The sequence below is a fragment of the Glycomyces algeriensis genome, from assembly GCF_027622855.1.
Taxonomy (GTDB): Bacteria; Actinomycetota; Actinomycetes; order Mycobacteriales; family Micromonosporaceae; genus Glycomyces; species Glycomyces algeriensis.
On the sequence record NZ_JAPZVR010000007.1, the window covers coordinates 170,402 to 195,835 of the forward strand.

The 25,434-nt window shown below is 67.5% G+C and carries 23 protein-coding genes and 1 riboswitch; of the genes, 15 read left to right on the top strand and 8 right to left on the bottom strand.

Annotation, left to right across the window (positions count from 1 at the left end):
• Positions 1-53: 53 nt before the first annotated feature.
• Both O2L52_RS15275 and O2L52_RS15280 read right to left on the bottom strand, forming a co-directional pair.
• Positions 54-1,217: a DUF418 domain-containing protein gene (locus O2L52_RS15275; protein ID WP_270116527.1), complete on the bottom strand. Its 1,164-nt coding sequence runs from the start codon at positions 1,215-1,217 to the stop codon at positions 54-56.
• A 111-nt stretch (positions 1,218-1,328) separates the two neighbouring features.
• Entirely contained in the window at positions 1,329-2,102 is a 774-nt protein-coding gene (locus O2L52_RS15280; RefSeq protein WP_270116528.1) for a DUF2306 domain-containing protein, read from the bottom strand.
• Positions 2,103-2,246: 144 nt separating this feature from the next.
• Here O2L52_RS15280 and O2L52_RS15285 point away from each other — a divergent pair, with 144 nt between their 5' ends.
• Positions 2,247-2,936: a TetR/AcrR family transcriptional regulator gene (locus tag O2L52_RS15285; protein ID WP_270116529.1), complete on the top strand. Its 690-nt coding sequence runs from the start codon at positions 2,247-2,249 to the stop codon at positions 2,934-2,936.
• Positions 2,937-3,109: 173 nt separating this feature from the next.
• Here O2L52_RS15285 and O2L52_RS15290 read toward each other — a convergent pair whose 3' ends face one another.
• Entirely contained in the window at positions 3,110-4,477 is a 1,368-nt protein-coding gene (locus O2L52_RS15290) for a dicarboxylate/amino acid:cation symporter (RefSeq protein WP_270116530.1), read from the bottom strand.
• A gap of 463 nt (positions 4,478-4,940) precedes the next feature.
• Here O2L52_RS15290 and O2L52_RS15295 point away from each other — a divergent pair, with 463 nt between their 5' ends.
• From O2L52_RS15295 to O2L52_RS15310, 4 genes are all read left to right on the top strand, one after another.
• Positions 4,941-5,387 (top strand): fluoride efflux transporter FluC, encoded by a 447-nt coding sequence (locus O2L52_RS15295; protein WP_270116531.1) that lies wholly within the window; start codon positions 4,941-4,943, stop codon positions 5,385-5,387.
• A 163-nt stretch (positions 5,388-5,550) separates the two neighbouring features.
• Entirely contained in the window at positions 5,551-5,913 is a 363-nt protein-coding gene (locus O2L52_RS15300; RefSeq protein WP_270116532.1) for a fluoride efflux transporter FluC, read from the top strand.
• 546 nt (positions 5,914-6,459) lie between these two features.
• Positions 6,460-8,994 (top strand): S8 family serine peptidase, encoded by a 2,535-nt coding sequence (locus O2L52_RS15305; RefSeq protein WP_270116533.1) that lies wholly within the window; start codon positions 6,460-6,462, stop codon positions 8,992-8,994.
• A gap of 834 nt (positions 8,995-9,828) precedes the next feature.
• The gene (locus O2L52_RS15310) at positions 9,829-10,299 is read left to right on the top strand and encodes a lamin tail domain-containing protein (protein WP_344471717.1); all 471 of its coding nucleotides are present in this window, start codon (positions 9,829-9,831) and stop codon (positions 10,297-10,299) included.
• 193 nt (positions 10,300-10,492) lie between these two features.
• Here the strand turns inward: O2L52_RS15310 and O2L52_RS15315 are convergent, their stop codons facing one another.
• The 3 genes from O2L52_RS15315 to O2L52_RS15325 all read right to left on the bottom strand — a co-directional run bounded on the left by O2L52_RS15315 (position 10,493) and on the right by O2L52_RS15325 (position 13,448).
• Positions 10,493-11,107, bottom strand: a complete 615-nt coding sequence (locus O2L52_RS15315) for a hypothetical protein (RefSeq protein WP_270116536.1) — start codon at positions 11,105-11,107, stop codon at positions 10,493-10,495.
• A gap of 112 nt (positions 11,108-11,219) precedes the next feature.
• Positions 11,220-13,064: an alpha/beta hydrolase gene (locus O2L52_RS15320; RefSeq protein WP_270116537.1), complete on the bottom strand. Its 1,845-nt coding sequence runs from the start codon at positions 13,062-13,064 to the stop codon at positions 11,220-11,222.
• 9 nt (positions 13,065-13,073) lie between these two features.
• On the bottom strand, positions 13,074-13,448 hold the full coding sequence (locus tag O2L52_RS15325) for a hypothetical protein (RefSeq protein WP_270116539.1): 375 nt from the start codon (positions 13,446-13,448) through the stop codon (positions 13,074-13,076).
• A gap of 405 nt (positions 13,449-13,853) precedes the next feature.
• On the opposite strand from O2L52_RS15325, the gene O2L52_RS15330 reads away from it, so the two are divergent.
• The 3 genes from O2L52_RS15330 (at position 13,854) to O2L52_RS15340 (ending at position 16,021) form a co-directional block, all read left to right on the top strand.
• Entirely contained in the window at positions 13,854-14,429 is a 576-nt protein-coding gene (locus O2L52_RS15330) for a hypothetical protein (RefSeq protein ID WP_270116540.1), read from the top strand.
• 34 nt (positions 14,430-14,463) lie between these two features.
• Positions 14,464-15,417: a hypothetical protein gene (locus tag O2L52_RS15335; protein ID WP_270116542.1), complete on the top strand. Its 954-nt coding sequence runs from the start codon at positions 14,464-14,466 to the stop codon at positions 15,415-15,417.
• Positions 15,418-15,496: 79 nt separating this feature from the next.
• On the top strand, positions 15,497-16,021 hold the full coding sequence (locus tag O2L52_RS15340) for a hypothetical protein (protein WP_270116543.1): 525 nt from the start codon (positions 15,497-15,499) through the stop codon (positions 16,019-16,021).
• A gap of 110 nt (positions 16,022-16,131) precedes the next feature.
• Here O2L52_RS15340 and O2L52_RS15345 read toward each other — a convergent pair whose 3' ends face one another.
• Complete coding sequence (locus tag O2L52_RS15345; protein ID WP_270116545.1) at positions 16,132-16,887, bottom strand: SDR family NAD(P)-dependent oxidoreductase; 756 nt, start codon at positions 16,885-16,887, stop codon at positions 16,132-16,134.
• A gap of 91 nt (positions 16,888-16,978) precedes the next feature.
• A riboswitch (cobalamin riboswitch) is annotated at positions 16,979-17,179 on the top strand.
• Positions 17,180-17,220: 41 nt separating this feature from the next.
• Between O2L52_RS15345 and metE the strand changes: the two genes are divergently transcribed.
• The 7 genes from metE to tsaD all read left to right on the top strand — a co-directional run bounded on the left by metE (position 17,221) and on the right by tsaD (position 24,977).
• On the top strand, positions 17,221-19,464 hold the full coding sequence (gene metE, locus O2L52_RS15350) for a 5-methyltetrahydropteroyltriglutamate--homocysteine S-methyltransferase (RefSeq protein ID WP_270116547.1): 2,244 nt from the start codon (positions 17,221-17,223) through the stop codon (positions 19,462-19,464).
• A gap of 196 nt (positions 19,465-19,660) precedes the next feature.
• Complete coding sequence (gene alr, locus O2L52_RS15355) at positions 19,661-20,848, top strand: alanine racemase (RefSeq protein ID WP_270116549.1); 1,188 nt, start codon at positions 19,661-19,663, stop codon at positions 20,846-20,848.
• A gap of 170 nt (positions 20,849-21,018) precedes the next feature.
• Positions 21,019-22,221, top strand: coding sequence for an alpha/beta fold hydrolase (locus tag O2L52_RS15360; protein ID WP_270116551.1), 1,203 nt, complete (start codon positions 21,019-21,021; stop codon positions 22,219-22,221).
• Positions 22,222-22,294: 73 nt separating this feature from the next.
• On the top strand, positions 22,295-22,804 hold the full coding sequence (gene tsaE / locus O2L52_RS15365; RefSeq protein WP_270116552.1) for a tRNA (adenosine(37)-N6)-threonylcarbamoyltransferase complex ATPase subunit type 1 TsaE: 510 nt from the start codon (positions 22,295-22,297) through the stop codon (positions 22,802-22,804).
• Positions 22,801-23,451, top strand: coding sequence for a tRNA (adenosine(37)-N6)-threonylcarbamoyltransferase complex dimerization subunit type 1 TsaB (gene tsaB, locus O2L52_RS15370; RefSeq protein WP_270116554.1), 651 nt, complete (start codon positions 22,801-22,803; stop codon positions 23,449-23,451). The genes tsaE and tsaB overlap by 4 nt, the downstream gene beginning before the upstream one ends.
• 27 nt (positions 23,452-23,478) lie before the next feature.
• Positions 23,479-23,922, top strand: coding sequence for a ribosomal protein S18-alanine N-acetyltransferase (rimI, locus tag O2L52_RS15375; protein WP_270116556.1), 444 nt, complete (start codon positions 23,479-23,481; stop codon positions 23,920-23,922).
• Complete coding sequence (gene tsaD, locus O2L52_RS15380) at positions 23,919-24,977, top strand: tRNA (adenosine(37)-N6)-threonylcarbamoyltransferase complex transferase subunit TsaD (RefSeq protein ID WP_270116557.1); 1,059 nt, start codon at positions 23,919-23,921, stop codon at positions 24,975-24,977. Before rimI ends, tsaD begins: the two co-directional genes overlap by 4 nt.
• Here tsaD and O2L52_RS15385 read toward each other — a convergent pair.
• Entirely contained in the window at positions 24,974-25,384 is a 411-nt protein-coding gene (locus O2L52_RS15385) for a DUF6463 family protein (protein WP_270116558.1), read from the bottom strand. The two genes, tsaD and O2L52_RS15385, sit on opposite strands and share 4 nt — an antisense overlap.
• Positions 25,385-25,434 lie beyond the last annotated feature (50 nt).

A 25,434-nucleotide genomic window follows, 5' to 3' on the forward strand; every position in this document is an offset into this window, starting at 1 on the left:
GTGCGGGCCGGTGGCAACCGGCCCGCACCTGTTTCTGTTTCCCAGCAGGGCTCTTAACGGAGTACGGCTTTCTGCAGCATCTCGGCGGGGCCGGTGCTGAAGCGGCGCAACCAGAGGCGGGAACCGATGAGCAGGATCGCGCTGATCGAGGCCCAGAGCACGAGCACGAACCAGGGGTTCGAGTCGAACCGCGCGGCAAGACCGAGGCCCCAGCCGTAGCAGATCACCGAGGCCAGCAGGTTCTGCAAGATGTAGCCGCTCAAGGCGGTGCGGCCCAGGCTCTCGAAGGCGCCCATGACGATCCCGCGGCGCATCTTCTCGACGATCAGACCGACCATGCCGATGTAACCGAGCATGACCACCGGCGCGGCCACGTACCGCTCCATGAAGAACAGCTGCTCGGGCCCGGCCATCAGCGCGAGGTTCAGCGGCAGCCCGATCCCGAGGCCCCACACGAGGAGGCGGCGCCGGATGCGGCCGCCCGCGGCGTCGGCACCGAAGGCCCCGGCACGGAACAGCTTGACGCCCAGCATGAACAGGAACACCAGGAGCGGGAAGGTGACGATCGGCTCGATGCGGAAGGCGAGGGCGTTGTCGAGCCGGAACTGCACCTGCTCCCACCAGGAGCCGGTGGCGTACAGCGCTTCGACCTTCGCGAGGTCGCGCTGGTCGACGCCGGTGCCGGTGCCGGCGGACAGCGACGCGGTGATGAGGCCGATGAAGGCCAGGTGCAGGCCGAGCGCGGTCCACATCACGGCGTTCTGCGCCCGCTGCGAGCGCTTGAGCATCCAGGCCACGACGATCGCGGTGACGGCGTATCCCATGAGCACGTCCCACGCGAAGACGAGCACGAAGTGGATCGTGCCTTCGGCGAAGAGGAACAGCGCCCGCCAGTGGTAGCGGCCGGGCCAGCGGCGACCGCGCTTCTCGCTGGAGCGGAACTGGATCGCGAGTCCGACACCGAAGAGGACGGTGAGCATCGACAGGAACTTGCCGTTGGTGAGCAGTTCGAAGAGGCCGCCGATGAACGAGTCGTCGGTGGTGGCCCCGGCGCTGCCGATCAGCGGTCCCGCCTCGCCGCCGGCTGAGGCGAAGATCCAGATGTTCGTGCCGAGTGTGCCGAGGATCGCGACGCCGCGCAGCACGTCGAGCAGCGGCAGCCGCTTCGCCGTGGGCGCGGTCTCGACGGCGTCGGCCGTCGCGGTGGAGGTGTGCATGTACTCAGGTTCGCGCGCCGCGGAGCGGAAAGAATCCTTCCCGGGCATGGACTTTCACGCGTGGACGGGGCGACCGGGGGTGCAGGTCCGGCCGCCCCGAAAGTCGCAAGCTCAGGCGCCGACTGCGACTTTGGTGGCAGACGCGGTGGGTCCGGCGCCCGGTTTCCGGGGGCGCTTGGGCTTCCGGTCGAGCCACCACTGGGCGATCATGAGGTTGACGATCCAGCTCGTCCAGATCGAGGCGACGGCCGCGTCCTCGATGAGCGCGTCCATGTCGCCGCTGTAGTACCCGTCCAGGAACGGCATGAGGCACACCAGGAACAGCACTAGCCAAATCCGGTTGACCACAATGGATGTGCACAGCGCGAAACTGCGGATCATCCAGCGGCGGTGCTCCTGGAAGCGGCGGCGCCGGGCCGCGATGAGCCCGGCGAAGGTGACGCCGAACCACAGGATCGAGAGGATCACGTTCCCGATCTTCCCGGCCGGGCCGATCACGGACACGATGCTCACGACCAAAGCGAACAAGCCTGCGGGCACGACCCCCGCGAACACGTAGAGGCGACCCGAGATCCGGTGGACCCGCGGGTGGTGCTGGCGCAGCCACGGCCAGACCTGCATGGAGCAGGTGATGATCGCGATCGAGCCGAACAGGATGTGCCCGCTGAGCATCAGATAGTGCGTCTCAGGGAAGGCCCCTTGGAGCTCGACGAGCGAGTCGCCGGTGTCGAAGGTGAGGTAGCTGGGGAGCCGCGCGGCCACGAACAGGCCCACGATGAGGAACAGCGGGAGGATCCAGGGGCGGCGGTACCACTTCGGTCTCGCCTTGGCGGGTGGGGATCCGGGGGTCTCGGGTGCTTCGGCGAGGAGGGTGGGCTCGGCCATGGGGTCTCCGATCACGCGGCCTGAACTGCGATGCGTATGCGATACGCTAATTAGCGTATCTCATACGCACGACCGATGCGTGCCGCTGCATCCGGCCGCGACGTAGGCTGCGGTGCACGAGGCGAGAGCGGAAGGGGCGCACCAGTGGGCACAGGCGACTACGAACTGCTCTGGGGCGAGGTGTCCCGTCCCAGCCGGGGACGGCCTGCGGGACTCAGCCGGGAACGCATCGTCGCCGAAGCTAGGGCCATCGCCGATGCCGAAGGGCTGCAGAAGGTCTCCATGAAGCACCTGGCGGAGAGGCTCGGCAGCGGGGTCATGTCCCTCTACCGGCATGTGCCGGGCAAGGACGAGCTCGTCCTCCTCATGTACGACTCGCTCATGACCGGGCCGCCCCCGATCCCGGAGGCCGACCACTGGCGCGAGATTTTGCGCGGCTGGGGGCAAGGCGTGCGGGGGCTCTTCAATACGCATCCGTGGGCGCTGAGCGTGGCGACGTCCGAGCGGTCGATGGGGCCGGGAGAGGCGACCTGGGTGGACGCCGTAATCGGGCGACTCACGGCCGTCGGCATGCCCATTGAGCTCGCCCTCATCTCAGTGCTCACCGTCGACTGCTTCGTCATGGGCGCCGTCCGCCCCGAACTGGCCGGCGACAGCGGCGAAGCCGAGTTCTTCCAGTTCCTCGCCGACCCGGCAATGCGCGCGCGGTTCCCCAACCTCGCACTCCTCACCCAACCCGGTGCCGCCACCGACGTCGCCATGGGGGACCACTTCGAGTTCGGCCTCGAACGCGTCCTCGACGGCCTCGAACGCCACATCGAAACCAGCGCATAGCAACACCGAGAGCACAGAAACGGGGACCGGCCCAGTGCGGACCGGTCCCCGATCTTTCAGGAGAGAACAAAGCCTCAAAAATCCTATAGGATATATCCTATATGCTCGGGCCAGATCCTATAGGATATATCCTATCGGGTCGCGCGGAATCCTATAGGATATATCCTATGGCGTTAAGCGGGTTGCAGCGCGGGCTCGCCCTTACGGGGCGCCTCGTCAACGTCGTCCGCCTCCTCAGCGTCACCACCGAACGCCGCCTCGGCGTCCAGCGGCACCGGAGCCGAGTCGTACACCTCGCGGTCGAGGATCTTCTCCGACTTCGCCACGATCACCGGCACCACCATCTGCCCGGTCACGTTGGTGGCCGTGCGGATCATGTCCATGATCGGGTCGATCGCGAGCAGCAGGCCCACACCTTCAAGCGGCAGGCCGAGCGTCGAGAGCGTCAGGGTCAGCATCACCGTCGCGCCGGTCAGGCCCGCGGTCGCCGCCGAGCCGATCACCGAGACGAACGCGATGAGCAGGTAGTCCTGGATGCCCAGCGGCACGTCGTACACCTGCGCCACGAAGATCGCGGCGATCGCCGGGTAGATCGCGGCGCAACCGTCCATCTTCGTCGTCGCCCCGAACGGCGACGCGAACGACGCGTAGTCGCGCGCCACGCCGAGCCGCTCGGTCACGATCCGCTGCGCCAGCGGCAGCGTGCCCACCGACGAGCGCGACACGAACGCGAACTGGATCGCCGGCCATGCCTTGCGGAAGAACTGCACCGGCGAGACCTTCGCGACCAGCCGCAGCAGCACCGGGTAGACCACGAGCATCACGATGAGCGCGCCCACGTAGATGTCGATGCTGAACACCGCGAGCGGCTCCAGCAGGTCCCAGCCGTACGCGAACACCGAGTTGCCGATGAGCGCCGCGGTGCCGATGGGCGCCAAGCGGATCACCCACCACAGGGCCTTCTGGATCAGCGCCAGCGCCGACTCGTTGAACTTCAGGAACGGCTCGGCTTTGGCGCCGAGCTTCGCGGCGGCCGCGCCCACAATGATCGCGATGAACACGATCTGCAGCACGTTCACGTTCACGAACGCGTCGACCACGTTGGTGGGGATGATCCCGGTCAGGAAGTCCGTCCAGGAACCGGTGGTCTCCGGCGCCGCGGCGGGACTAGTGAGGGTCACGCCCTCGCCGGGGTTCGTGGTCAGGCCGATGGCGAGGCCGATCGCGACGGCGATGGCCGAGGTCAGCGCGAACCAGCCGAGGGTCTTGGCGACCAGGCGGCCCGCGTTCGCGAGGTTGCGCAGGTTGGCGATCGAGGCGACGATCGCGGTGAACACCAGGAACGGGACGATGAGGAACAGGAGCTGCACGAACAGCGTCCCGATCGTCTCGAGGGTGGTGCCGAGCCACGCGACGGACCATTCGCGGGCGACGTAGCCGAGGACGAGGCCGAGCGCGAGGCCGATCAGGAGCTGCCACGCGAACGGGATCTTGAAGCGCTTGCGCTGCTTGGAGTCGTTTGCTGCCGCGGTTGCGGACATGGTGAACCTCTTGGATTCTGGGCAGACAGCAGGGCACGGCCCGGCTGCGGTTTTCTGGGGAACGCTGGGGTGGCTCAAGGCCAGCGTGAAAAGGGGAGTCTTCGGCGAGCCCGCCGGTGAAGAGGTTCGGTGCTAACGACAGAGCACGGTGGACACGCGGCAGAAGTCGAGGTGACGCCTGCGTGTCAGGTGCTGGTTCGTGATCGTGTAGCGCATCGCGTACCAACGTTAGCGGCACTCGCATATCGGGCGCAAGGGGCAGTGAGAGACCGCATACGGCCCGGCTCGCGGGAATATCCGCGGCGGCTAGATTCGTGGCGTGCCCGACACGAGCCGCCCACCGATGGACCGCGAGCCCCAGCGCCGCAGGCCACAGCGACGCCCGCCGACGAACCGTCGACCGAAGCGCCGCGAACCCCAGCACCATCCGGATCTGGACCAGAAACCCCAGCCCCGCCCGCCATTGGATCGCGAATCTCAGGGCCGCCCGCCCCTGCGCCAAGCGCTGCGCTCCGTCTCAGTTCCTGCCCTGGCCGCAGTCGCCGCCGGCGGCGCGATCGGCGCGCTCGCCAGGTACGGCCTGACCGTCGCCTTCCCCGCTGCCCCGGGCGCGTTCCCGGTGGCCACGTTCACCGCGAACACCGTGGGCGGCCTGCTCATCGGCGCGCTCATGATCACCGTCACCGAGGTCGCTCCGGGCCTCGGCCGCATCCGCCCCTTCGTCGGCGTCGGCATCCTCGGCGGCTTCACCACCTTCTCCACCTACATCCTCGACATCGGCCGCACCGCGAGCGCCGGGGCGACCGCGCTCGCGGTCGTCTACGCCTTCACGACGATCGCCGCGGCACTCCTCGCCGCCGCGGTCGCCATGTACGCGACCCGCAGGCTTCTCGTCCGGCGCCGCGCATGACGCCCTCCTTCACTACCGCAACGCCGGCAGCGCTCGCAGCGCCCGCAGCGCCGACAGCGCCGACAGCGCCGACAGCCAAGTATGTCTGTATGACGAGACCCGCCGCGCGCCTCGCCGCGACTCCCAGGCACACGTCCACGAAGCGCCGGCTCCGGCGGCGCGCATGACGCTCCTCCTCGTAGCCGCCGGCGCCGCGATCGGCGCGCCCGCCCGCTTCCTCACCGATCTCGTCGTCGCCCACTACGCGGGCCGCTACCTGCCGTGGGGCACGCTGATCGTCAACGTCGTCGGCTCCGGCCTTGCCGTGTTCCTCGTCGTCACCGTGACCAACGCCGACTGGACGGCACTGCTCGTCACCGGCTTCTGCGGCGCACTCACCACCTACTCGACACTCTCGTACGAGACCCTGATGCTCGTCGAGACCGGACGCTGGCGCCACGCGCTCTGGAACGTGTCCGCAAACCTCGCGGGCGGCCTCGGCGCAGGCCTCCTCGGCTTCGCGCTCGCGCACCTCGTCACCGGCTGACCGAACCCCGTACCGGGACCCCGCAACCGGGAGCCCCCGAGCCCCCGAGCCCCCGAGCCCCCGAGCCCCCGAGCCCCCGAGCCCCCGAGCCCCCGAGCCCCCGAGCCCCCGAGCCCCCGAGCCCCCGAGCCCCCGAGTGACATCATGCCCGTGAACTGCGACGACGCCCAAATGTCGGACCCATATGGGAGTGTGATCCTTTTCGGTTGGTCGGAGGCGGATGCGGGTGGGAAGGGGCACGCCCTACGTGCCGCCCGGACTGTCCCGAGCGCGGACCGAATTTCCCCACTCCGAGAGGACGGCCCCGCGCCTCCCAAACTCCAACCCGACCCCGACCCCGACCCCGACCCCGACCCCGACCCCGACCCCGACCCTCAACCATCTTGCAGGCTGACGCCTGACTCGCCCCCGATCCCGACACGCTGTTGCGGCAAATGCGCGGTTCGGGCGCCGCCATGCCCCACGATCGAGGTCCTGCCATAGCTGCCGGTCGGGGCCCCGGACGTTCGGTGCGCCCCGGCCGGCACGACTCGAAAGGGACCCCTGATGCCGGGCTCGCGCCGCACTGCCTTCCACCGCTTCGCAGGTCGACCGACCGCGTTCCGCATTCGCACGACCGCCGTGGTCGCCGCAGCCCTCTCGCTGCCGCTGCTGGCCTCCTCATCCATTGCGGCCCAGGCGAACCCTGAAGTAGGCGCGCCCCGGGTCTGGCTGGTCGAACTGGCCCCCGGCGCGGGCGCATCGGCCCTCGACGCGGCTGCTCACGACCTGGACTACAAGGTCCGCCACGACTTCTCGCGCGTCTGGAACGGCGTCTCCGTCGAGACCGACCCGGCCACTGCTCACCAACTCCAACAACTCGACCTCGTCGAGCGGGTCTGGTCGGACGTCCTCCTCATGGGCCCCGGCCGCGTCGACGACCAGGCCGCGCCCGAGGAGGCGCAACCCGAACTGGCCCAAGCGATCCAGACGACCCGCGCGGCGGACGCGCACGACCGCGGCATCACCGGCAGCGGCGTCAAGGTCGGCATCATCGACACCGGCATCGACTACACCCACCCCGACCTCGGCGGCTGCTTCGGCGACGACTGCCGGGTCGCCTACGGCGCCGACTTCGTCGGCGACGACTTCGACTCCGACGACCCCGCGAACGCCGAGCCCGTGCCCGACGCCGACCCGGCCGACTGCGGCGGCCACGGCACGCACGTGGCGGGCATCGTGGGCGCGAACGGCAAGGTCACCGGCGTCGCCCCCGACGTCGAGTTCGGGGCCTACAGGGTGTTCGGCTGCGACGGTTCCACCAGCTCCGAGGTCATCATGCAAGCGCTCGAAGCGGCGCTCGTCGACGGCATGGACGTCGTGAACCTCTCGCTCGGCCAGTCCTTCCAGTGGCCCGGCTACCCGACCGCGGAAGCCGCGGACAAGCTCGTCGAGGAGGGCGTCTCGGTCGTCGCCTCCATGGGCAACGACGGTGAAGCGGGCATCTACTCCGGCTCATCGCCGAGCCTCGGCTCCGACGTGATCGCGGTGGCCTCCACGGACAACCCGAAGCAGCGCATGGACGCCGCCTACGTTCCGGCCCTGGACCGCAACATCGGCTACCGCCAGATCGACGACACCCCCGAACCCAGCGCACCCACGGACCCGCTCGTGTGGCTCGGCCGCGCCTGCCCCGAGGACGCCTCCGAAGGGGACGTGGCAGGCAAGGCCGCGCTCATCGTGCGCGGCACCTGCACGTTCGCCCAGAAGTACGAGCGCGCGGTCGCCGAGGGCGCTACGAGCGTCGTCATCTACAACGACCGTTCGGGTCCCTTCGGCGGCGGCGGCATCGGGGACGGTCCCGTTCCGGCCCTTGCCATCACGGACACCGATGGCGCGGACCTGCACGACCTTGCGACGATCGGCAAGGCCCCGGTCCTGGAGTTCCCCGCAGACGAGACGGTGCTGGTCGACCTTCCGCGCGGCGGCTTCGCATCTTCGTTCACCGCTTACGGTCCCTCGCCGGACCTCTCGTTCAAACCCGACCTGACCGCCCCCGGCGGCGGCATCTGGTCCACGATCCCGGTGGAAGACGGCTCCTACGCGTCCCTCTCGGGCACCTCGATGTCCTCCCCGCACGTAGCCGGCGCCGCCGCGCTGCTGCTCGACGACGACTCGAGTCTGAAGCCGCGAGACGTGCGCACCCGCCTTGCCAACTCCGCCAAGCCCGTCACCTGGGGCGAGAACCCGGACATCGGCGAACTCGAAGCGGCCCACCGGCAAGGGACCGGCGTCATCGACGTGATCGACGCCCTCGACGCCGAGGCCTGCCTCTACCCCACGGGCATCAACACCGGCGACGGCACGGGCCCGCGCACCTTCGAGCTCCAGCTCACCTCGCACGACACGAAAACCCGCACCTACGAACTCACCCACCGCTCCACGATCGCCACCACCGGGGACACCCGGGCGCCGGGCTTCGTTGCAGCCGACCCGAACGTGACCTTCGAACCGAAGACCCTCGACCTCTACCCGGGCCAGACGGCCACGGTCGAGGTCACGGTCGAACCCAGTGCGGACCTGCCTGCGGGCTCCGTCTTCGGAGGCCGCATCACCGCCCGCCCGGACTCCGGCGAATCACTGACCGCCGCCTACTCGGGCTACCAGGGCGACTACCTCGCCATTCCCGTCCTCGACCACCCGGAGTTCCCGCGCCTCGCGGCAATCGTCGGCCAAGACCCGGAAACCCACCAATTCGACTACCGCGACCTGGAAGAGTCCGAGACCTTCAGCCTCGCCGAAGGCCCCGACCTCGCCGCCCTCATCTACCTGGGCCACCAGGTCTCCGCCATGGAGGTCAGCGCCGTCAACACGACCACCGGCGAAGTCGTCACCTGGGAGCCCGAGCAATACCTCCCACGCTCCCCTGGCCCCGACGACGCCATGAGCATCCACCTGGAGGACCTCACTGATTTCCGCCCCAACGCCCTGCAACCCGGCCAATGGACCCTCGAAGTAAAGGTCCTGAAAGCCCTAGGCGACAAGGCGAATTCGGCCCACTGGGAACAGTGGACCTCGCCTGCCTTCACACTCACCGAGTAGCGCCACCGAAGAAGCACTTACGCGAGAGGCCGGGTCCGTATGGACCCGGCCTCTTCCACGCTCGCAGCCTAAGAACTGGTTTCGAGTTTTCCTGTGCGCTTAGGTCCTGTGGCTCGGCGGGAGAACGAAGCCAAGCGGTCGATACCCTGGCTCGCATGAAGCGAGTGTTTCGCGATGCGTTGCGGCTGACGCGGAGCTACGACCCTCAGAGCCAAGTAGACGGCCTTCACATGTTGCTGCCGGTGGCGGGGAGAGAATGTCGATGCGCTCGTCGAGGAGCTTCAGTCCGAGCGCGAGGACCTCGGGCTGCGGTGCTGGCTGTCGGAGTTGATTGGCGAAGCGCGATCGGACAAGGCGGTGCAGGTGCTGGCGGATCAGCTCGACTCGCCGGATGCTGAGCTCCGGGGCTCGGCCGAGCGCGGGCTTCGCTTGCACGATAGCAAGGAGGCCAGACCTCACCGAACCTTTCTCAACTTGGGCGAGTTCCGTTGCATGGCATGGAAGAAGCTCTTGGTGCAACAGCGAAGGCATTCGAGGGACGGCGGCAGACCACCGTCTACGGTGCCGAGGTGCGGGCCCTGATCCTCCAGGCCATCGCAGCCCTCGGCTGATGGAGAGGGCGCTGCGTCTGTCGCTCATTCGAATCCAGCCGATAGGCAACCTGCGGGAATGGAGGCGCTACAGACGGCGACAGGTGCAGGCACGCGTCCCCACAGCAATTCCGAGAGGCGCTAACATTTATCCTCAGTCGCTCGACCATGCACACGAGATGCGATTCGAGCCCACCCTTGATTTCAGAACAATGAGGACATTCTGGTGCTTAAGAAAACGCTTATGGTCGTCGGCCTGGCCGTCGCCACCCTCGTTGCCACCGCGACACCGGCCTCCGCCACGGAGTACTCGTCGGCCCTCAAAATCCAAGGAGTCCAGTACAACGCGCCCGGCTCCGACGACAACCGCTGCGTGGGAGGGAACACCTCCCAGGAGTACCTGACCATCAAGAACTACTCCAAGACTGCGACGGTCAACCTCCGGGGCTACCTGGTGAAGGACGCTGTCGGCAACAGCTTCAAGTTCACCGCCGACCACCACCTCCAGCCCGGCGACTACGTCCGGCTTCGCGGCGGCAACGGCAACGATTCGGACGGGAACAACGTCGTCTACCGGGACAACTGCAACTTCATCTGGAACAACACCGGCGACTCCATCTATCTCTACAAGCCGTCGGGCGCGGGCGCGGACTCCCACTCCTACAAACCGGCGCGCGATGACGCCGACGGCAACGGCTACGTCACCTTCCACTGACTCTGCAGCGCGCAGTGCTCAGAACTAGTTTCAAGTTCATCGACGAAGGTTAGACGTCCTAACCCCTGCCGTGTTCGTTGAGCGACCAGCGACGGAGAGGTTCTTGGCCTGCAAGTCGAGGGCGGAATCGTCGGTCGATCTCAGTGTGAAGGCCGAGGCGACGCAGCTGGGATCAACCTCAAGCCGGGTCATCTCAGATCAGTCCGTCGTAGGAATCCGGTGAGTCGAAGTGGATGGGCCCTGTGGCGGCTTGCGTGCCGACGAAGGGATCGATGGCAACGGCCTGGTCGGTAGGGATGCCGTCGGGGAAGTATTCGCCGACGACATCTCCCTCGCCGCCGGGCTCGACGCCTCCGGCTGGGGAAATGTACTCGATATCGCTGCTGTCGCTAACGGGAACACAGCCGGACTGAACGGTCAAAGCGGCAAGGCCCCAAACGGAATACCACAGGTGGATCCCGTCTTCACGATCCGCACTGAGATCCCGATCGACTCGGCCGTTCGACAGTTCATCACTCTTGTCGAGGGTGATCTCATAGCCGAGCGCAGTCCAGTGCTCACGGAGCACATCTACGTACTGCTTCCGGACGAGGTCCGATTCCGAGTTCTGGGGGGAAAACTCGTAGACGATCTCAATATTGGTGTAATCCGGATCATCAACGCCATTGTGGCTGCAAACCAATTCACGCCAGAGACGTCGTTCGAAGCCGGGAAACTCGGGCAGGACGTCGATCGCGTCGGCGACCGCGGCTTCCATCGGCGCGTACGCCTCAGCTTGGGTGTATTCAGACTCGGGCGGGCTGTCCATGGCATCTCCTAGGGTGGTACAGCTGGTGGCAGCGAAAGCCGCGGCAACAGCAATCAGTAGCACGACCTCGCGTCGTGATGGCGGATCAGGTGCGAGTCGTTCGTTCATCCCGTTAGCCCTTCTGACCGGTCACGATGAGCCCCATAGTGCTTCGGCCCTCTTCTTCGTTGGCGTCGCCCCAGTAGACGCTGTGATTGGAAATGGGATTCCAGCCGACAGGCTCACTGTAGAAGACATTCGCGCCGAATGCCTCTGAGGTCGGATCGGTCCCGTGAACGGCGGTGTACTGGATCATGTCCTCAGAGTTCGTAGTGGCCCAGACGTTCTCTGCACCAACGCCGAGCGCATCCGCCGTGTCGACGCTTGTTCCCGGTGATGCCACCAGAATCAGGTTGTCCGCGTCGACACCTTCGGTAGCAGCGGCGGTGCCGATGACGGTAGTGCCATATGAATGCCCGGTAAGCGTCAACTCTGCCGGCTCGTTCTCTGCGGTGGCCCTGATTCCCTGCGTGAACGATGAAAGGTCTTCGGCGGCGTCCTCTGCCTGACTTGAATGCATAGCTTCGACGTCCAGGCCGGCACCGTTCTGGAACGGCATGGCGTTGTCCGGTGCGTCATACCCCATCCACAGAACCGTCGCCGTTTGATGCTCCGGATCCTTGCGGTAAGCGTCATAGGCCATGGTCTCGGTACGATTCATGAGGCCGCCGTCTACCTCGCCGAGATTTGCCCCAGTCCCCGGAACATAGGCGTTGACATAGGCGGCGGTGTCAGGGTTGCCGATCGAGACGATCGCCTGCCCCTCACCCTCCGAATCGAACCCGAGCAGATAGTAAGGCTGACCTGTCTCTCCGTAGATCGCTGGTTTCCCGTCGTCGGTGACTTGATTCCGGAGGTCCCCAAGAAGTCCGCGGTCTTCCCGAAGCTCAACGAGTTCGGCTTGAAGCTCTGTGTAGGACTTGCCGCCGTAGGCCCCGTCCCCGGATCCATACGCCTCCATATGCGCCATCTGGGACTCGATCGCAGCGATCCTGTCATCCATGCCTTCGATCTCGTTGTCGAGAGCAGTCCGGTTGGCGGTATCCCTGACATCTGTAGGGATACCGTCCGTAGGACCGACCCATTCGGGGTGTTCGGATACCAGGGCTTCTTGCTCGGCGTCGCTCAGGCCCTCCCACCACCGGTTGACCTGTTCCGGCGACATGCCGGACTCGCCGTTGGCGATCGCCTCCATCTCGGCGGCGATCTCCTCGCTCAGCTCGGTCTTGTAGTCGTCGATCAAGTCGTCGTAGGTCGCACCCAGCTCGGGAGGCAGTTCGGGAGGGTTCTCTCGCATGGCTGCAAGAGCGGCAGCTGCATCGTCGTCGGCATCGTGCGCACGAGACATGATGGAACGCAACCAGTCCTGGTACTGCTCGCCGAGTTCCTTCGCCGATTCGTGGAACTTGTCGAGATTGACCATCACCTCGGATTCGCTGAGGAGGTCGTACCAGGCCGAGGGCTTCTCGATGCCCACGCGTTCGCAGAGCCACTGGGGTGGGTCAAGGTGCAGGTAGATCGAGCGGTGCAACTTCCCGCTCGGATTCACCTCGTAGTTGCTCTTGTCCCCCTCGATCTCGTACCAGCGATCCTCGATGAGCCCGGTTACTTCCAGAAGCTCATCCTGTTCGGCCTTCAGCGCTTCGGCGGCTTCGAGCAGCGCCGTGGAGACCCGCACATGTGCGTAGTCGTTGAGGTCGTCTTCGAACCGACCGGTGAACAGGTCTATCTGGTCACGAACGAGGTCAGCGGTTTCGGACTCAAAATTCTCGGTGCTCAGATGGCCTGCGATGACGTCGTTTCGCAAACGCTCCGTCTGCTCGGTCATCTTTGGCACGTAGCCGCTCCAGTGCACTCCGATGGTCTGAATCGCGCCGCAGTCAAGGTCGCGGAGGTCCTTCCAAGACATCTCACTCATGGCTGCGTCCTACCAGTCGGGGCGGGCCGAGGCGCTCTCGTTGGCCCGGCCGGGGTAGCGGTCATGGTCGGCGAGGGAGGCGAAGTCGCCGGCATTGAACTCGTCGACTTCGACGGCTTCCTCGGCGCAGACCGCGAGGTACTCGCCAGTGTTGCCGCACAGTCGCGAGAATCCTCCCGCACGGAAGAGCTGCCACCACTCCGCAGCCTCAGCCAGCGCCGGGCCAAGGGCGGTGTCAGAGTCCTTGAGTTGCTGCGCGAGTTCGGTGGTGCTGTCGATCAGCGTCACGGTTTGCGCATCGACCTCGGCTTCGACATCGAAGAGGATCTCCACCGACTTGTGGACCTCTTCGGGCTCCATCGTGAAGACGTCGGCGCCAGCCATGAGCGGCCTCCGGTGCCCTGCATCGGAAAGGGTTTGAACGCGAGGATGGGAGGGACAGGAGATGTGTAACCAATTGTCGTCTCCGTGGGGATTGGAGGTGAGTCGGGAGCAGTGATTACTCTAGCCGCGGAGGCGATTACGTGGGGTACATGAAACTCAGGGGAAGCAGGAGGCTTCTAGATGCCTTGCGCAGGGGTGCGCCGCTGACTCCCGCGGAACGCGCGCAAACCAACCCGGGCCCGATCGCCAAGCTGCGCATACCGATCCTGGTGCGCCGCCTCAACACCGGTAAAGCGGGCCTTCGGGTCTCGGCACCGCTAAGTGTCGAATGGGACGTCGACCATCACGAGTCGATCGTCCGCCACGCCGGCGCACCTGGGTCGAGACCAGCAACGAACGCGACGGGTGAACACCCTGACCGGGGCGGCGATCCGAGAACGATCGCGGCTCCGTGAACCGCGGATCGACTGGATCCGTAGTAACCTCGTCACCAGCGCAGCGCCTCGCAAACCCCACCAAAGACGACGGAGCACTATCCTCATGCCCGATTCATACGGCGAAGGCAGTCAGTTCGCCGCCGATCTCGGCGAGCTATACGAGGTCGCCACCAAAGGGCTTCGGCCCCTCTCCAATGAATACAGCCGGTTCTCTTCCAAAATCGAGGAGGCAACCCAGTACGACCTCGACCAGCCGCCCACGGGTGGTGCGGTGAGCCGCGGCCAGAGCGCGCTCCAGTCCGGACGGGCATTGACCTCCCTCCGGGACGACATCCAGTTCGCCTTCGCAAGGAGCTGCGAGAACGTCGAATCAGCAGCTGTGACCCTCATCGAGGTCGCGAACACCTACGCCGCAGTGGACGAGGAGACTCAGTCGGACTTCGACGCCTACCTCGCAGACAACGAGCTCGCAGGCCCGATGATGGCGCCGCCGAAGGCCCCGGTCTATCCCGACAGTCGAAACCAGGTCCGGCCGCAGGCCTGAACCCCCGTGCCACTGCAAGTAGAGGAGAACGGCCATGCCTGAGGACTACTCACTGCAAGCCCTGGACAGTGACCTGTACACGCTTGCACTCAAGATGAACGAGATCGACAATCTCGAGCAGACCGTCGACCAGTTCTGGGCTGCGGCGGCCGTCCAGGCGATCCCGATCGCGGGTACAGCGTTCTGGCAGCTGTACAGCGCGATCCAGGCGCAGAACGAAGCACGCGTCATAAGCGCGGACTCCGAGTTGCTGGGCTCGCTCCCCGACCGCTGTCGCCGTATCGTCGGTATCGACCCCCTTCAGTTCGAGGGCGCGAAGGAGCATTTCGAGTCGGTCGCTTACGGCATGGTCGATCTCCAGGGCGCGCCGGGAAACGTGCTGAGCAATATCGGTAGCTGGAATGGGACGGCTGCTGAAGCCTTCGAAACCTACTTCACCGGATACGAACCGGCGCAGTCACGGCAGGCGGCATTGCTCGCCGCTGAGATCAACGCATGCATCTCGCTGACGGCGCTCGTAGGGGATTCGAAAATAGCTGTCAAGAGCTTGCTCGAATCGTCGATCAAACTCGCCGATGAGATGATCGAAACATACAAGGAAACGTTGAAGGCGCTCACAGTCGGCCTCGTCGCAGCAGTGGTCACCATCGCGGCGGCTGGATTCGCCGCCGTCGCGGCGACAGGTGCCACGGCGGCGTTGGCGGTCACTGGTACCGGGGCAGGCGCAGTCGGATCCCTGATTTCGAGCGTCTACGGGTTCGAGCAGGCGTACGGGCAAATCGAAGGGAAGAATCGAGAAGAATTGCTTTCGAGCATTTCGGATAATCTTCGCCGCCTTGAAGAGACTGTCAGCACAGCCGACCAAGAGATCTTCGATGATCTCGAAACCATTTGCGCCCAATGGAATATCGGTCAGATTGCAATTCCGGCCCCGCCCGGTGGCGATGAGATCTCAGGAGACAGTTTCTACCATGAATCCGCCTACTAGTCAGAACCGAACGCGGTTGAATAGACGCAGTCGAAATCGACTGATCTTGCTGATATCGATATCGGCGGCAATTGCGGTTGTGGCGGTTGTCATCATCTTGGCGCGACCGCTCCCTTACCGGAATCAGCTTCCTGCGGCATGGGGGGACGACTGCCTCGGGGACCCTGCAGTCATTAGCGATGTTTTCTCGCCTGCTGCGTTCTCGCAGGCCAGGATCGATCACGGACGGTTCCTTGATGATCCCTGGTACGAGTGCAGTTGGACGTGGAATCCCGGAGGCGGCAGCGCTGAACATCAATCCATCAGCCTCGAAGTCAAGGTCCTCGCCGACGATGAATTCGAAGACTATTCAGGTCTGATCGAGACGATACGTTCCAGTGACTTCGAACAGATCGACGCAGAATCGATCGCGGGGTTCGACTCCGGGTACTGCTCTTCGAGCATCGGCGGCACATCGCAGTTCGTCTGCCGCGGGGCCGCCGGCAACCTGCAAGTGGGGATCGTGGCGACAGGCGGCAATGACGAGGTCGGCGATTCCGGCATCACGGTGGAGGACTACCTCGTCGAGGTCGGTGCCTTTGTCCGGGAACAACTCGCGCGGTGAGACTCTGCACAGCGAGCTGAAAGCTGGGCGTGGGGGGTGGGGGCCCCCCCCCCCCCCCGGCGCACCCCACCCCAGGTCTGGGATGAGGGGGGGGGGGCGGGGGGGGGCTGCTACTGGTTGCGGCGGTGGACTTGTTGGGCCCCGGCCTGGTCGCGGGGTGTGATCGTGATCTGGTCGACGTTCACGTGGGCGGGGCGGGTGGCGACCCAGGTGATGGTTTCGGCGATGTCGTCGGCGGTGAGGGGGGTCATGCCGGCGTAGACGGCGTCGGCGCGGGCTTGGTCGCCTTCGAAGCGGACGAGGCTGAACTCGGTCTCGACCATGCCAGGGTCGATCTCGCAGACGCGGACGGGTTGGCCGAGGAGTTCAAGGCGCAGGACGCGGGTGACGGCCGCTTCCGCGTGCTTGGCCGCGTTGTAGCCGCCGCCGTTGGGGTACGGCTGGTGGGCCGCGATGGAGCCGATGACGACGACCTGGCCGTTGCCGGATTCGATGAGCTTCGGCAAGAGCGCCTTGGTGACGCGGATGGTGCCGAGGACGTTCACGTCGTACATCCGCTGCCACAGGTCGAGGTCGGCGTCGGCGATCGATTCGAGGCCGAGGGCGCCGCCCGCGTTGTTGACCAGGAGGTCGCACCGGTCGATCTGGCCTGCGAAGGCTTCGACCGAGGCGGCGTCGGTGACGTCGAGCGCGATGGCGCGGCCGCCGCCCCCGGCCTTTTCAATAGCTGCTGCGACTTCGGCGAGCCGGTCGACGCGGCGGGCGCCCAGGACCACGTCGAACCCGGCCTTGGCGAGGGATCTCGCGGCGGCGGCCCCGATCCCGCTGCTCGCTCCAGTGACTACTGCTACAGGTCTGGTGCTCATGAGCCCCGAGCCTACCCATGCGCCGAAGGGATCGAACCGCGCTCGTCCCACAGTGCGGCCTTGTTCGAGGCGCAAATCGGTGTGCGGCCGTACCATCGGTTCCGACGCTGGTTCCGGAGCGGTGCACACCGCCCCGGCTAAGAGGGAATCTGGTGCGAATCCAGGACTGCCCCGCAGCGGTGAGAGGGAACGAAACCCGCCATGAGCACTGGGCCCGGAACCTGGGAAGCGGTGGGGAGTAGGAAAACCAGAGCCCTCGAGTCCGAATACCTGCCCGCGTACCGCGCGCGACCGCGCGCGGTCCCGTTGTCGCAAGTTCGAGGGAACTGACACATGAACGCACCTACCAGCGTGCCCGCAAACACGCAGGCCACCGCACTCGGCTACCCGCGCATCGGCCCGAACCGCGAGCTCAAGCGCGCGCTCGAGGCCCACTGGTCCGGCCGGCTCGACGCCGCCGGACTCGAAGCCGCCGCCGCTTCCGTCCGCTCCGGGATGCTCGACGATCTCGCCGTGCTCGACACGGTCCCCACCGGGACGTTCTCGCTCTACGACCACGTGCTCGACACCATCGTGGCCGTCGATGCGCTGGCGCCCCGGCACCGCCGCGAGGGCGAGCTCGCCTCCTACTTCGCGGCTGCGCGGGGTGATGAGGAGGCCGTGCCGCTCGAGATGACGAAGTGGTTCGACACGAACTACCACTATCTGGTTCCGGAGATCGGGCCTGAGACGGTGTTCGCGGCCAAGCCTGGCAAGGCGGTCGCCGAGTTCCTGGAGGCGAAGGCGCGCGGCCTGGACGCGCGGCCTGTGCTGCTCGGACCGGTCTCGCTACTTTTGCTCGCCAAGCCGAGCGAGGACGCGCCCGCCGATTTCGCGCCGTTCGACCGGCTCGACGACCTTGTCGAGGTGTACGTGGAGCTGCTTGCGGCCCTGCGTGACGCGGGGGCGGAGCTCGTCCAGATCGACGAACCCGCGCTCTGCGCGGACCGGTCCGAGGTTGAGCTCGCGGCTGTCGCCGCGACGTACCGCCAGCTGGTCGCCCGCTCTGCGATCGTCGTCGCAGGCGGATACGGGCCCTTCGGCGAGGCACTGCCGGTGCTCTTGGAGGCTGGGGTCGAAGGTGTCGCACTGGATCTCGTGCGTGGCCGCAGTGACCTGGAAGCACTTGAGGCACTGAATGTTTCACGTGAAACACTTTTGCTCGCGGGTGTGGTCGACGGCCGCAACATCTGGCGCACCGACCTCGCTCAGGCTGGCGCCGATATCTCACGGCTGCAACGCATCAGCGATCGCGTCGCGGTCTCCTCGTCCTCGTCGCTGCTGCACGTGCCCGTCGATCTGGATGCTGAGCACGAGCTGCCCGACGCGCTGATCGAACGGCTCGCGTTCGCGCGACAGAAGCTCCGCGAGATCACCGCCCTCGCCGACCCGGAGGGTTCGCGGGCGGCGCGTCCGGACGCTCCTGACGCCTGGCGCGACGAGGCCGTGCGCTCGCGGCTCGCCGAACTGGGCGCCGATGCCGACCGGCGCATTCCTTACGCCGAACGCCAAGCGGCCCAAGCCGAACGCGTGCCGCTGCCGTTGCTGCCGACCACGACCATCGGCTCGTTCCCGCAGACCGCGGAGCTGCGCAACGCCCGCGCCGCGCACCGCCGCGGCCTCATGATCGACGCCGATTACAAGGCCCGCATGAAGGCCGAGGTCGCCATCGTCATCGCCGAGCAGGAGAAGCTCGGACTGGACGTGCTCGTCCACGGCGAGCCGGAACGCAACGACATGGTGCAGTACTTCGCGGAGCAGCTCACCGGTTTCGCGACCACCGCCGCGGGCTGGGTCCAGTCCTACGGTTCACGCTGCGTCCGCCCGCCCGTGCTCTACGGGGACGTCGCGCGGACGGCGCCCATGACCGTCGAGTGGACCTCGTACGCGCAGTCGCTCACCGAGAAGCCCGTGAAGGGCATGCTCACCGGGCCGGTGACGATCCTGGCCTGGTCGTTCGTGCGCGACGACCAGCCGCTGGCGGAGACGGCCGACCAGGTCGCGCTCGCGCTGCGCGACGAGGTGGCCGACCTCGAGGCCGCCGGGACGGCGATCATCCAGGTCGACGAGCCCGCGCTGCGCGAGCTGCTGCCGGTGCGGGCCGCTTCCCGTGCGGCTTACCGGGACTGGGCGACGCGCTCGTTCCGGATCGCCACCGCGGGCGTGCGGCCGGAAACCTCGATCCACACTCACCTCTGCTACTCGGAGTTCGGTGAGGTCATCGACGCGATCGCCGCGCTGGACGCAGACGTGACCTCGATCGAGGCCTCGCGCTCGAAGATGGAGGTCCTCGCCGACCTCGACCGCGCGAACTACCGCAGCGCGGTCGGCCCGGGCGTGTGGGACATCCACTCGCCGCGCGTCCCCGCCGCCGACGACATGGCCGAAGCGCTGCGCCTCGCGGTGGCCGCGCTCGGCCCGGAGCGGGTGTGGGCGAACCCGGACTGCGGCCTGAAGACCCGCCGCTACGAGGAGGTCCGGCCGTCGCTGGAAGGCCTCGTCGCAGCGGCCCGCACGGTGCGCGAACAGCTCGCGTAAGGCCGCTGCCCCGCCCCCGGATCGCACATCCTATAGGATATATCCTGCAGGATCTGGGGGCGGGGCAGCGAATCCTATAGGATATATCCTGCAAGATCCGGGAGTTGGCGATGGATCCTATAGGATATATCCTGCAGGATTTTGGCCGGAGCGCTGCTGTCCGGGCCCTCGGCGGCGGGCACGTACCCTTGCATATGTGGCGATCGACAACTTCCGCGTCCTGACCGAGCCCGAGTTCGGGACCATGTCCGGCCTGGCGAAGGCCAGTGCCGACTGGCGGCGCTTGGCGCACAACGTCGAGGCGCTGGCGGCCGTCGCCAGGGTGCCGATGATGGCGATGGTGAAGGCCGACGGGTACGGGCACGGCATGGTCCCGACCGGGCGGGTCGCGATCGAAGCCGGGGCCGCGAGCCTCGGGGTCGTGACCCTCAGGGAGGCATGGCAGCTCAAGCGCCTGCCCGACCTCGCGGACACGACCGTGATGGCCTTCTTCTTCGCCCCCGACCAGCCCGGCCTGACCGAGGTCGTGGGCGCGGGGATCGAACTCGGGGTCTCCTCGCTGGCGCAGCTCGACGCGGTCGCCGCGGCGGCCGACCGGGCCGGGCGTCCCGCCCGCATCCACCTCAAGGGCGACACCGGCATGTCGCGCGGCGGCGTCGCCGAGCACGAATGGGCGTTCGTCGCCGAAGCCGCGGCGAAGCACCAGGCGGCCGGTTCACTGGTCGTCGTGGGCGCGTGGAGCCACATGGCGTGCGCCGACGAGATCGGCCACCCGGCGAACGCCGAGCAGAAGGCGGCGTTCGAGCGGTTCCTGGAGACCGTGGCCGCGTCGGGACTGGAGCCTGAAGTGCGGCATCTCGCGAACTCGGCGGCGCTCATCGCCGACCCGCAGACCCGCTATGACATGGTGCGACCCGGCATCGCCCTGTACGGCTACAACCCGGTGCCGCAGTTCGCGGTCGACCTGCAGCCGGTGATCGAGGTGCGGTCGGTCGTGATGTCGGTGAAGCGGATTCCGGAGGGCACCGGCATCTCCTACGGCCACACCGTGCATCTGGAGCGGGACACGAACGTGGCGCTCGTGCCGCTCGGGTACGCCGATGGTGTGCCGAGGGCCGCTTCGGGGAAAGCTGAGGTGTACCTGGCGGGCAGGCGCCGCCGGGTGCTGGGCCGGATCTGCATGGACCAGTTCATGGTCGACTGCGGCGACGACGCGGTGAAACCCGGTGAGCCGGTGGTGCTCATCGGCGCGGGCGCGCAGCACCCCGACGCGGACGACTGGTCGGCATGGGCCGGGACGATCCCGAACGACGTGCTGACGGGGCTCGGGTCGCGGGTGCCGCGGTTGTGGAACCGGGGCCTGGCGCCCCTCGGGGGCGCCTGAGTACGGAACGCCGCGTCTGCTGCACTGCGGCGGTCCCGGCGGTGGACGGGACTCGGTGGGCGGGGCTCGTTGGACGGGACCCAGTGGTGGACGGGACTCGTTGGACGGGACTCGGTGTTCGGAGAGCTGGTGTTCGGAGGGCTTGGTGTTCGAAGGCATTGCGAGGCCGCATGAGTGAGAAGCAGTCCCGCCGGAGGCGCGGTCTGGCGGTCGCCGGAGGCGTGACCGGCGGTGTGGCGTTCGGCGCCGCCCTGGCTTGGGGCATCCCCCGGTACCTGGCGCGGCGCACGCGGGCGTCGTCGATCGACCCGTACGCGCACGAGCCGTTCGAGCTGCCGCCGCAGCGTTCGGTGTTCACGGTGGAGTCGCGCGCCGGCGTGCCGATCCACGTGGAGACCGCGGGCCCCGAGGACGCCGACCTCACGGTGGTCTTCGTGCACGGCTACATGCAGGACATGGCCACGTTCTACTTCCAGCGCAAGGCGATCGCGGAGTTGAACCGGAGCGACGTGTCCCTGCGGGCGGTCCTGTACGACCAGCCCGGCCACGGGCGGTCCGGCCCGCTTCCCCGTACGGAGTACGGGATCGAGGACCTGGCCGAGGTGCTGCACGACGTGCTGGCGGCCGTGGCCCCGCGCGGGCCGCTGGTGCTGGTCGGGCATTCCATGGGCGGCATGACGATCCAGGTGTACGCGCGCCTCTATGAAGCTGACTTTCGCGAGCGCGCGAAGGGCGTCGCGTTCCTCTCCAGCAGCGCGGCCGGCCTCGACACCGTGGAGACGAAGCCGATGCGCGCGCTGCGGCGGCTGCGGCGCACCGTGCTGCCGATGCTGCAGCAGGTCGCGGGCTGGACGCCGGACCTGATCGACCGGTCCCGGCTCCTCGCCGGCGACCTCGGGTGGCTGCTCACCCGCAAGGCCGCCTTCGGGCACATCGACCCGCCCGCGTCCCTGGTCACGCTGGTCGAGCAGATGAACCGGCGGACTTCGATGCAGAGCATCGTGGGCTACGCGCGCGCTATCCTCGATCACGACGAGACGGCGACGCTGCCGCTCTTCAAGGGGCTTCCGGCGCTGGTCGTGGTCGGTGACGAGGACCTGCTGACACCGCCGGAGCATTCGCGAAGGCTGGCGGAGGCGCTCGGAGGGTCGCGATTCGTGCTCATAGCCGAGGCGGCTCACTCACCGCAGCTGGAGTATCCTGGTGAGATCTCACAACTCTTGTTGGAGATGATCGACAAAGTCGTGGCTGAGATCGGCAGGGGTTCCGCCGTGTCCGCCGCACCGGAGGCGACGCCGTTCGAGCGCGATCCGGGGCGGCACCGCAGGTGGTCGCCGTTCTCCCGTCACCACGGGCACCGTCTCGAACCGTGACGCGGTTCGGGAGGCAAGACAGCGCCGCGCCGACACGACGCGGCCCATCGACATGCACTTGGAGGAGTGAAACGTGAGGCTCCAGCTCCAGACGGCCGACGACACCCACGAGTTCGGGGTGCGCCTGGCCGCGGTCCTTCGCGCGGGCGACCTCGTGATCCTCACCGGCCCGCTGGGCGCCGGGAAGACGGCTCTCACCCAGGGCATCGGCGCCGGTCTCGGCGTTGAGGGGCGGATCACCAGCCCCACCTTCGTGATCGCGCGCTCGCACCGCGCGGGCACCGCGGGCGTGCCGCTGGTGCACGTCGACGCGTACCGGCTGGAGACCCTCGACGAGCTCGACGACCTCGACCTCGACACTGACGTGGACACGGCCGTCACGGTCGTGGAGTGGGGCGCGGGCCTGGCCGAGCGCCTCGCCGAGTCGCACCTGGAGATCGCGATCGAACGCCGGGCCGACGAGGTCCGCGAGGTCGTGCTCCATGGCCGCGGCGGCGACTGGGCCGAGCGCCTGGCGTCGGGTCTCGGCGATGCTCGCGAGCCGTCGATCGGTGCCGCGTCGCCCGTGGGCGCCGTCGCATGAGGGTCCTCGCACTCGACACGTCCACTGCCGCAGTGCAGGCCGCGCTCGTCGACCTCGATGACGACGAGTTGTTCCTGACCTCGTTCCGCCGCGAGATCGACGCGCGCGGGCATGTGGAGAAGCTCGCCCCGTTCATCGAAGGCTGCCTGGCGGATGCCGGTCGCACCGTCAAGGACGTCGACGCGGTCGTCTCCGGGGTCGGCCCCGGGCCGTTCACCGGCCTGCGCGTCGGCATGGTCACCGCCGCCGCGTTCGCCGACGGCGCGGGCATCCCCGTCTACGGCGTCTGCTCGCTCGACGGCATCGGCGCCAACACGAGGGGCCGCGCGCTCGCGGCCACGGACGCGCGCCGCAAGGAGATCTACTGGGCCGTCTACGAAGACGGCGTGCGCGAGGGCGAACCGCAGGTCTGCAAGCCGAGCGAGCTGCCGGACACCCGCGCCGACTACGCGATCGGCGAAGGCGCGAGCAAGTACGCCGACGAGCTCCCGATGGACGCCGAGGCCACCGCGATCTACCCTGACCTGGTGAAACTCGTCGAACTCGCCTCGCCGCGCCTGCTCGCGGGCGCCCCGAGCGAGCAGCTCACCCCGCTGTACCTGCGCCGCCCGGACGCGCAACCGTCCAAGCCCGCGCCGTCGGCCTGACCGCTCCGCGTGGTACAGCTTGATGCGATGAACGACTTGCGGATCGACCGGCTGCGCTGGTGGCACCTGCCCGCCGTCGCCGAGATGGAGACCGCGATCTTCGGGCCCGAGGCCTGGAGCGAGGGCCTGCTCTGGACCGAGCTCTCCGCCGGGAACGACTACCGCGCGGTGTTCGACGGCGAGCGCATCCTCGGCTACGCGGGGACCGCGCTCAACGGCGATGAGCTGTGGCTCAACAACATCGCCGTGAGCGCCGAGGCCCGCCGCCGCGGTGTCGCGCGGATGCTCATGGACGATTTGATCGCCAGAGGCCGGGGGCACGGTGTGAAGTCGGTGTACCTGGAGGTCGCCGTCGACAACGTCCCGGCCCAGCGCCTGTACGACGGGTACGGTTTCTACGGCATCGGGTTGCGCAAGAACTACTACCAGCACACCGGCACGGATGCCGCGGTGATGAGGATGGACCTGTGAAGAACAACCCTGTGGTGATGGGCATCGAGACCTCGTGCGACGAGACCGGTGTCGGGATCGTGCGCGGCCACGAGCTGCTGGCCGACGCCGTGGCCTCTTCGGTCGACGAGCACGCCCGCTTCGGCGGGGTCGTGCCCGAGGTCGCCAGCCGCGCGCACCTCGAGGCGATGGTGCCCACGGTGCAGCGGGCCCTGGACGACGCCGGGCTCACCCTCGCCGACCTCGACGGCATCGCCGTCACCGCCGGTCCCGGCCTCGCCGGGGCGCTCATGGTCGGTGTCGGCGCGGCGAAGGCCTACTCGCTCGCCACCGGCGTTCCGCTCTACGGCGTCAACCACTTGAGCGCGCACATCGCGGTCGACACCCTCGAGAACGGCCCGATCCCGGAGCCGGCGATCGGCCTGCTCGTCTCGGGCGGCCACTCGTCGATCATGATGGTCGAGGACCTCGCCGGGAAGGTCACGCAGCTGGGCGCGAGCATCGACGACGCCGCCGGTGAGGCGTTCGACAAGGTCGCGCGCCTGCTCGGCCTGCCGTTCCCCGGCGGGCCCTACATCGACAAGGCCGCCAAGGAAGGCGACCGGGCGTTCGTGCGCTTCCCGCGCGGCCTCACCGCCGCGAAGGACATGGAGCGCCACCGCTACGACTTCTCGTTCTCCGGGCTGAAGACCGCCGTGGCCCGCTGGATCGAAGCCCAACGGGCCGAAGGCAACAACGTGCCGGTGAACGACGTGGCCGCGGCCTTCCAGGAGGCCGTCTGCGACGTGCTCACCCAGAAGGCGATCCTCGCGGCGAAGGAGCACGGCGTCGGGACGATCCTCCTCGGCGGCGGCGTCGCCGCGAACTCGCGGCTGCGCACCCTCGCGGTCGAACGCGCCGAGGACGCCGGGATCACGCTGCGCTACCCGAGGCCGAAGCTGTGCACCGACAACGGCGCCATGGTCGCCGCCCTCGGCTCGCACCTCGTCTCGGCCGGCGTCGCGCCGTCCGTGATCGACTTCCCCGCGAACTCGTCGATGGATATCGAGATCGTGAGCCTCGCCAACCGGATCTAGACCGCTTGGGCGACTGCGGGTTCGGCCGCGGTCCGGCTCGCGCGGCGGACGCCGGCGAGGTAGAGGACCGCGCCGACCACGCCCGCGATCCACGGCGACGGCAGCAGGATCACCATGTTCACCAGCGCCCAGGCGAGCAGGATCCAGCCGAGGAACGCGGGCGGCACCAGGCCGCGCCGGTCGATCCAGAGGATCGCGAGGCCGAGCACCAGCAGCGGCACCCCGAAGCTGGCGAAGGTGAACCAGTACGCGCCCATGGTCGGGTTCATCTCGAGGAATCCCCCTTCGGGGCGCCAGAGTTCGGCGCCGAACCAGGCGGGGGCGCGTTTGACGGCGGTCAGCGCGAGGCCGAGAACCGTGTGCGCGGTGCCGAGGACGGCGAAGATCCATCCGGCCGATCTGATCATGACGACTCCTAAATACGGAACTACTAGTTTCAATACTCTTGGTTCCGTAT

What these genes read in the sequence shown, in the direction of transcription:
- O2L52_RS15275 (WP_270116527.1), bottom strand. Translation starts at nt 1,217, where the DNA reads ATGCACACCTCCACCGCGACGGCCGACGCCGTCGAGACCGCGCCCACG.
- O2L52_RS15280 (WP_270116528.1), bottom strand. Translation starts at nt 2,102, where the DNA reads ATGGCCGAGCCCACCCTCCTCGCCGAAGCACCCGAGACCCCCGGATCC.
- O2L52_RS15290 (WP_270116530.1), bottom strand. Translation starts at nt 4,477, where the DNA reads ATGTCCGCAACCGCGGCAGCAAACGACTCCAAGCAGCGCAAGCGCTTC.
- O2L52_RS15300 (WP_270116532.1), top strand. Translation starts at nt 5,551, where the DNA reads ATGACGCTCCTCCTCGTAGCCGCCGGCGCCGCGATCGGCGCGCCCGCC.
- O2L52_RS15305 (WP_270116533.1), top strand. Translation starts at nt 6,460, where the DNA reads ATGCCGGGCTCGCGCCGCACTGCCTTCCACCGCTTCGCAGGTCGACCG.
- O2L52_RS15310 (WP_344471717.1), top strand. Translation starts at nt 9,829, where the DNA reads ATGGTCGTCGGCCTGGCCGTCGCCACCCTCGTTGCCACCGCGACACCG.
- O2L52_RS15315 (WP_270116536.1), bottom strand. Translation starts at nt 11,107, where the DNA reads ATGGACAGCCCGCCCGAGTCTGAATACACCCAAGCTGAGGCGTACGCG.
- O2L52_RS15320 (WP_270116537.1), bottom strand. Translation starts at nt 13,064, where the DNA reads ATGAGTGAGATGTCTTGGAAGGACCTCCGCGACCTTGACTGCGGCGCG.
- O2L52_RS15325 (WP_270116539.1), bottom strand. Translation starts at nt 13,448, where the DNA reads ATGGCTGGCGCCGACGTCTTCACGATGGAGCCCGAAGAGGTCCACAAG.
- O2L52_RS15335 (WP_270116542.1), top strand. Translation starts at nt 14,464, where the DNA reads ATGCCTGAGGACTACTCACTGCAAGCCCTGGACAGTGACCTGTACACG.
- O2L52_RS15345 (WP_270116545.1), bottom strand. Translation starts at nt 16,887, where the DNA reads ATGAGCACCAGACCTGTAGCAGTAGTCACTGGAGCGAGCAGCGGGATC.
- metE (WP_270116547.1), top strand. Translation starts at nt 17,221, where the DNA reads ATGAACGCACCTACCAGCGTGCCCGCAAACACGCAGGCCACCGCACTC.
- O2L52_RS15360 (WP_270116551.1), top strand. Translation starts at nt 21,019, where the DNA reads ATGAGTGAGAAGCAGTCCCGCCGGAGGCGCGGTCTGGCGGTCGCCGGA.
- tsaB (WP_270116554.1), top strand. Translation starts at nt 22,801, where the DNA reads ATGAGGGTCCTCGCACTCGACACGTCCACTGCCGCAGTGCAGGCCGCG.
- rimI (WP_270116556.1), top strand. Translation starts at nt 23,479, where the DNA reads ATGAACGACTTGCGGATCGACCGGCTGCGCTGGTGGCACCTGCCCGCC.
- O2L52_RS15385 (WP_270116558.1), bottom strand. Translation starts at nt 25,384, where the DNA reads ATGATCAGATCGGCCGGATGGATCTTCGCCGTCCTCGGCACCGCGCAC.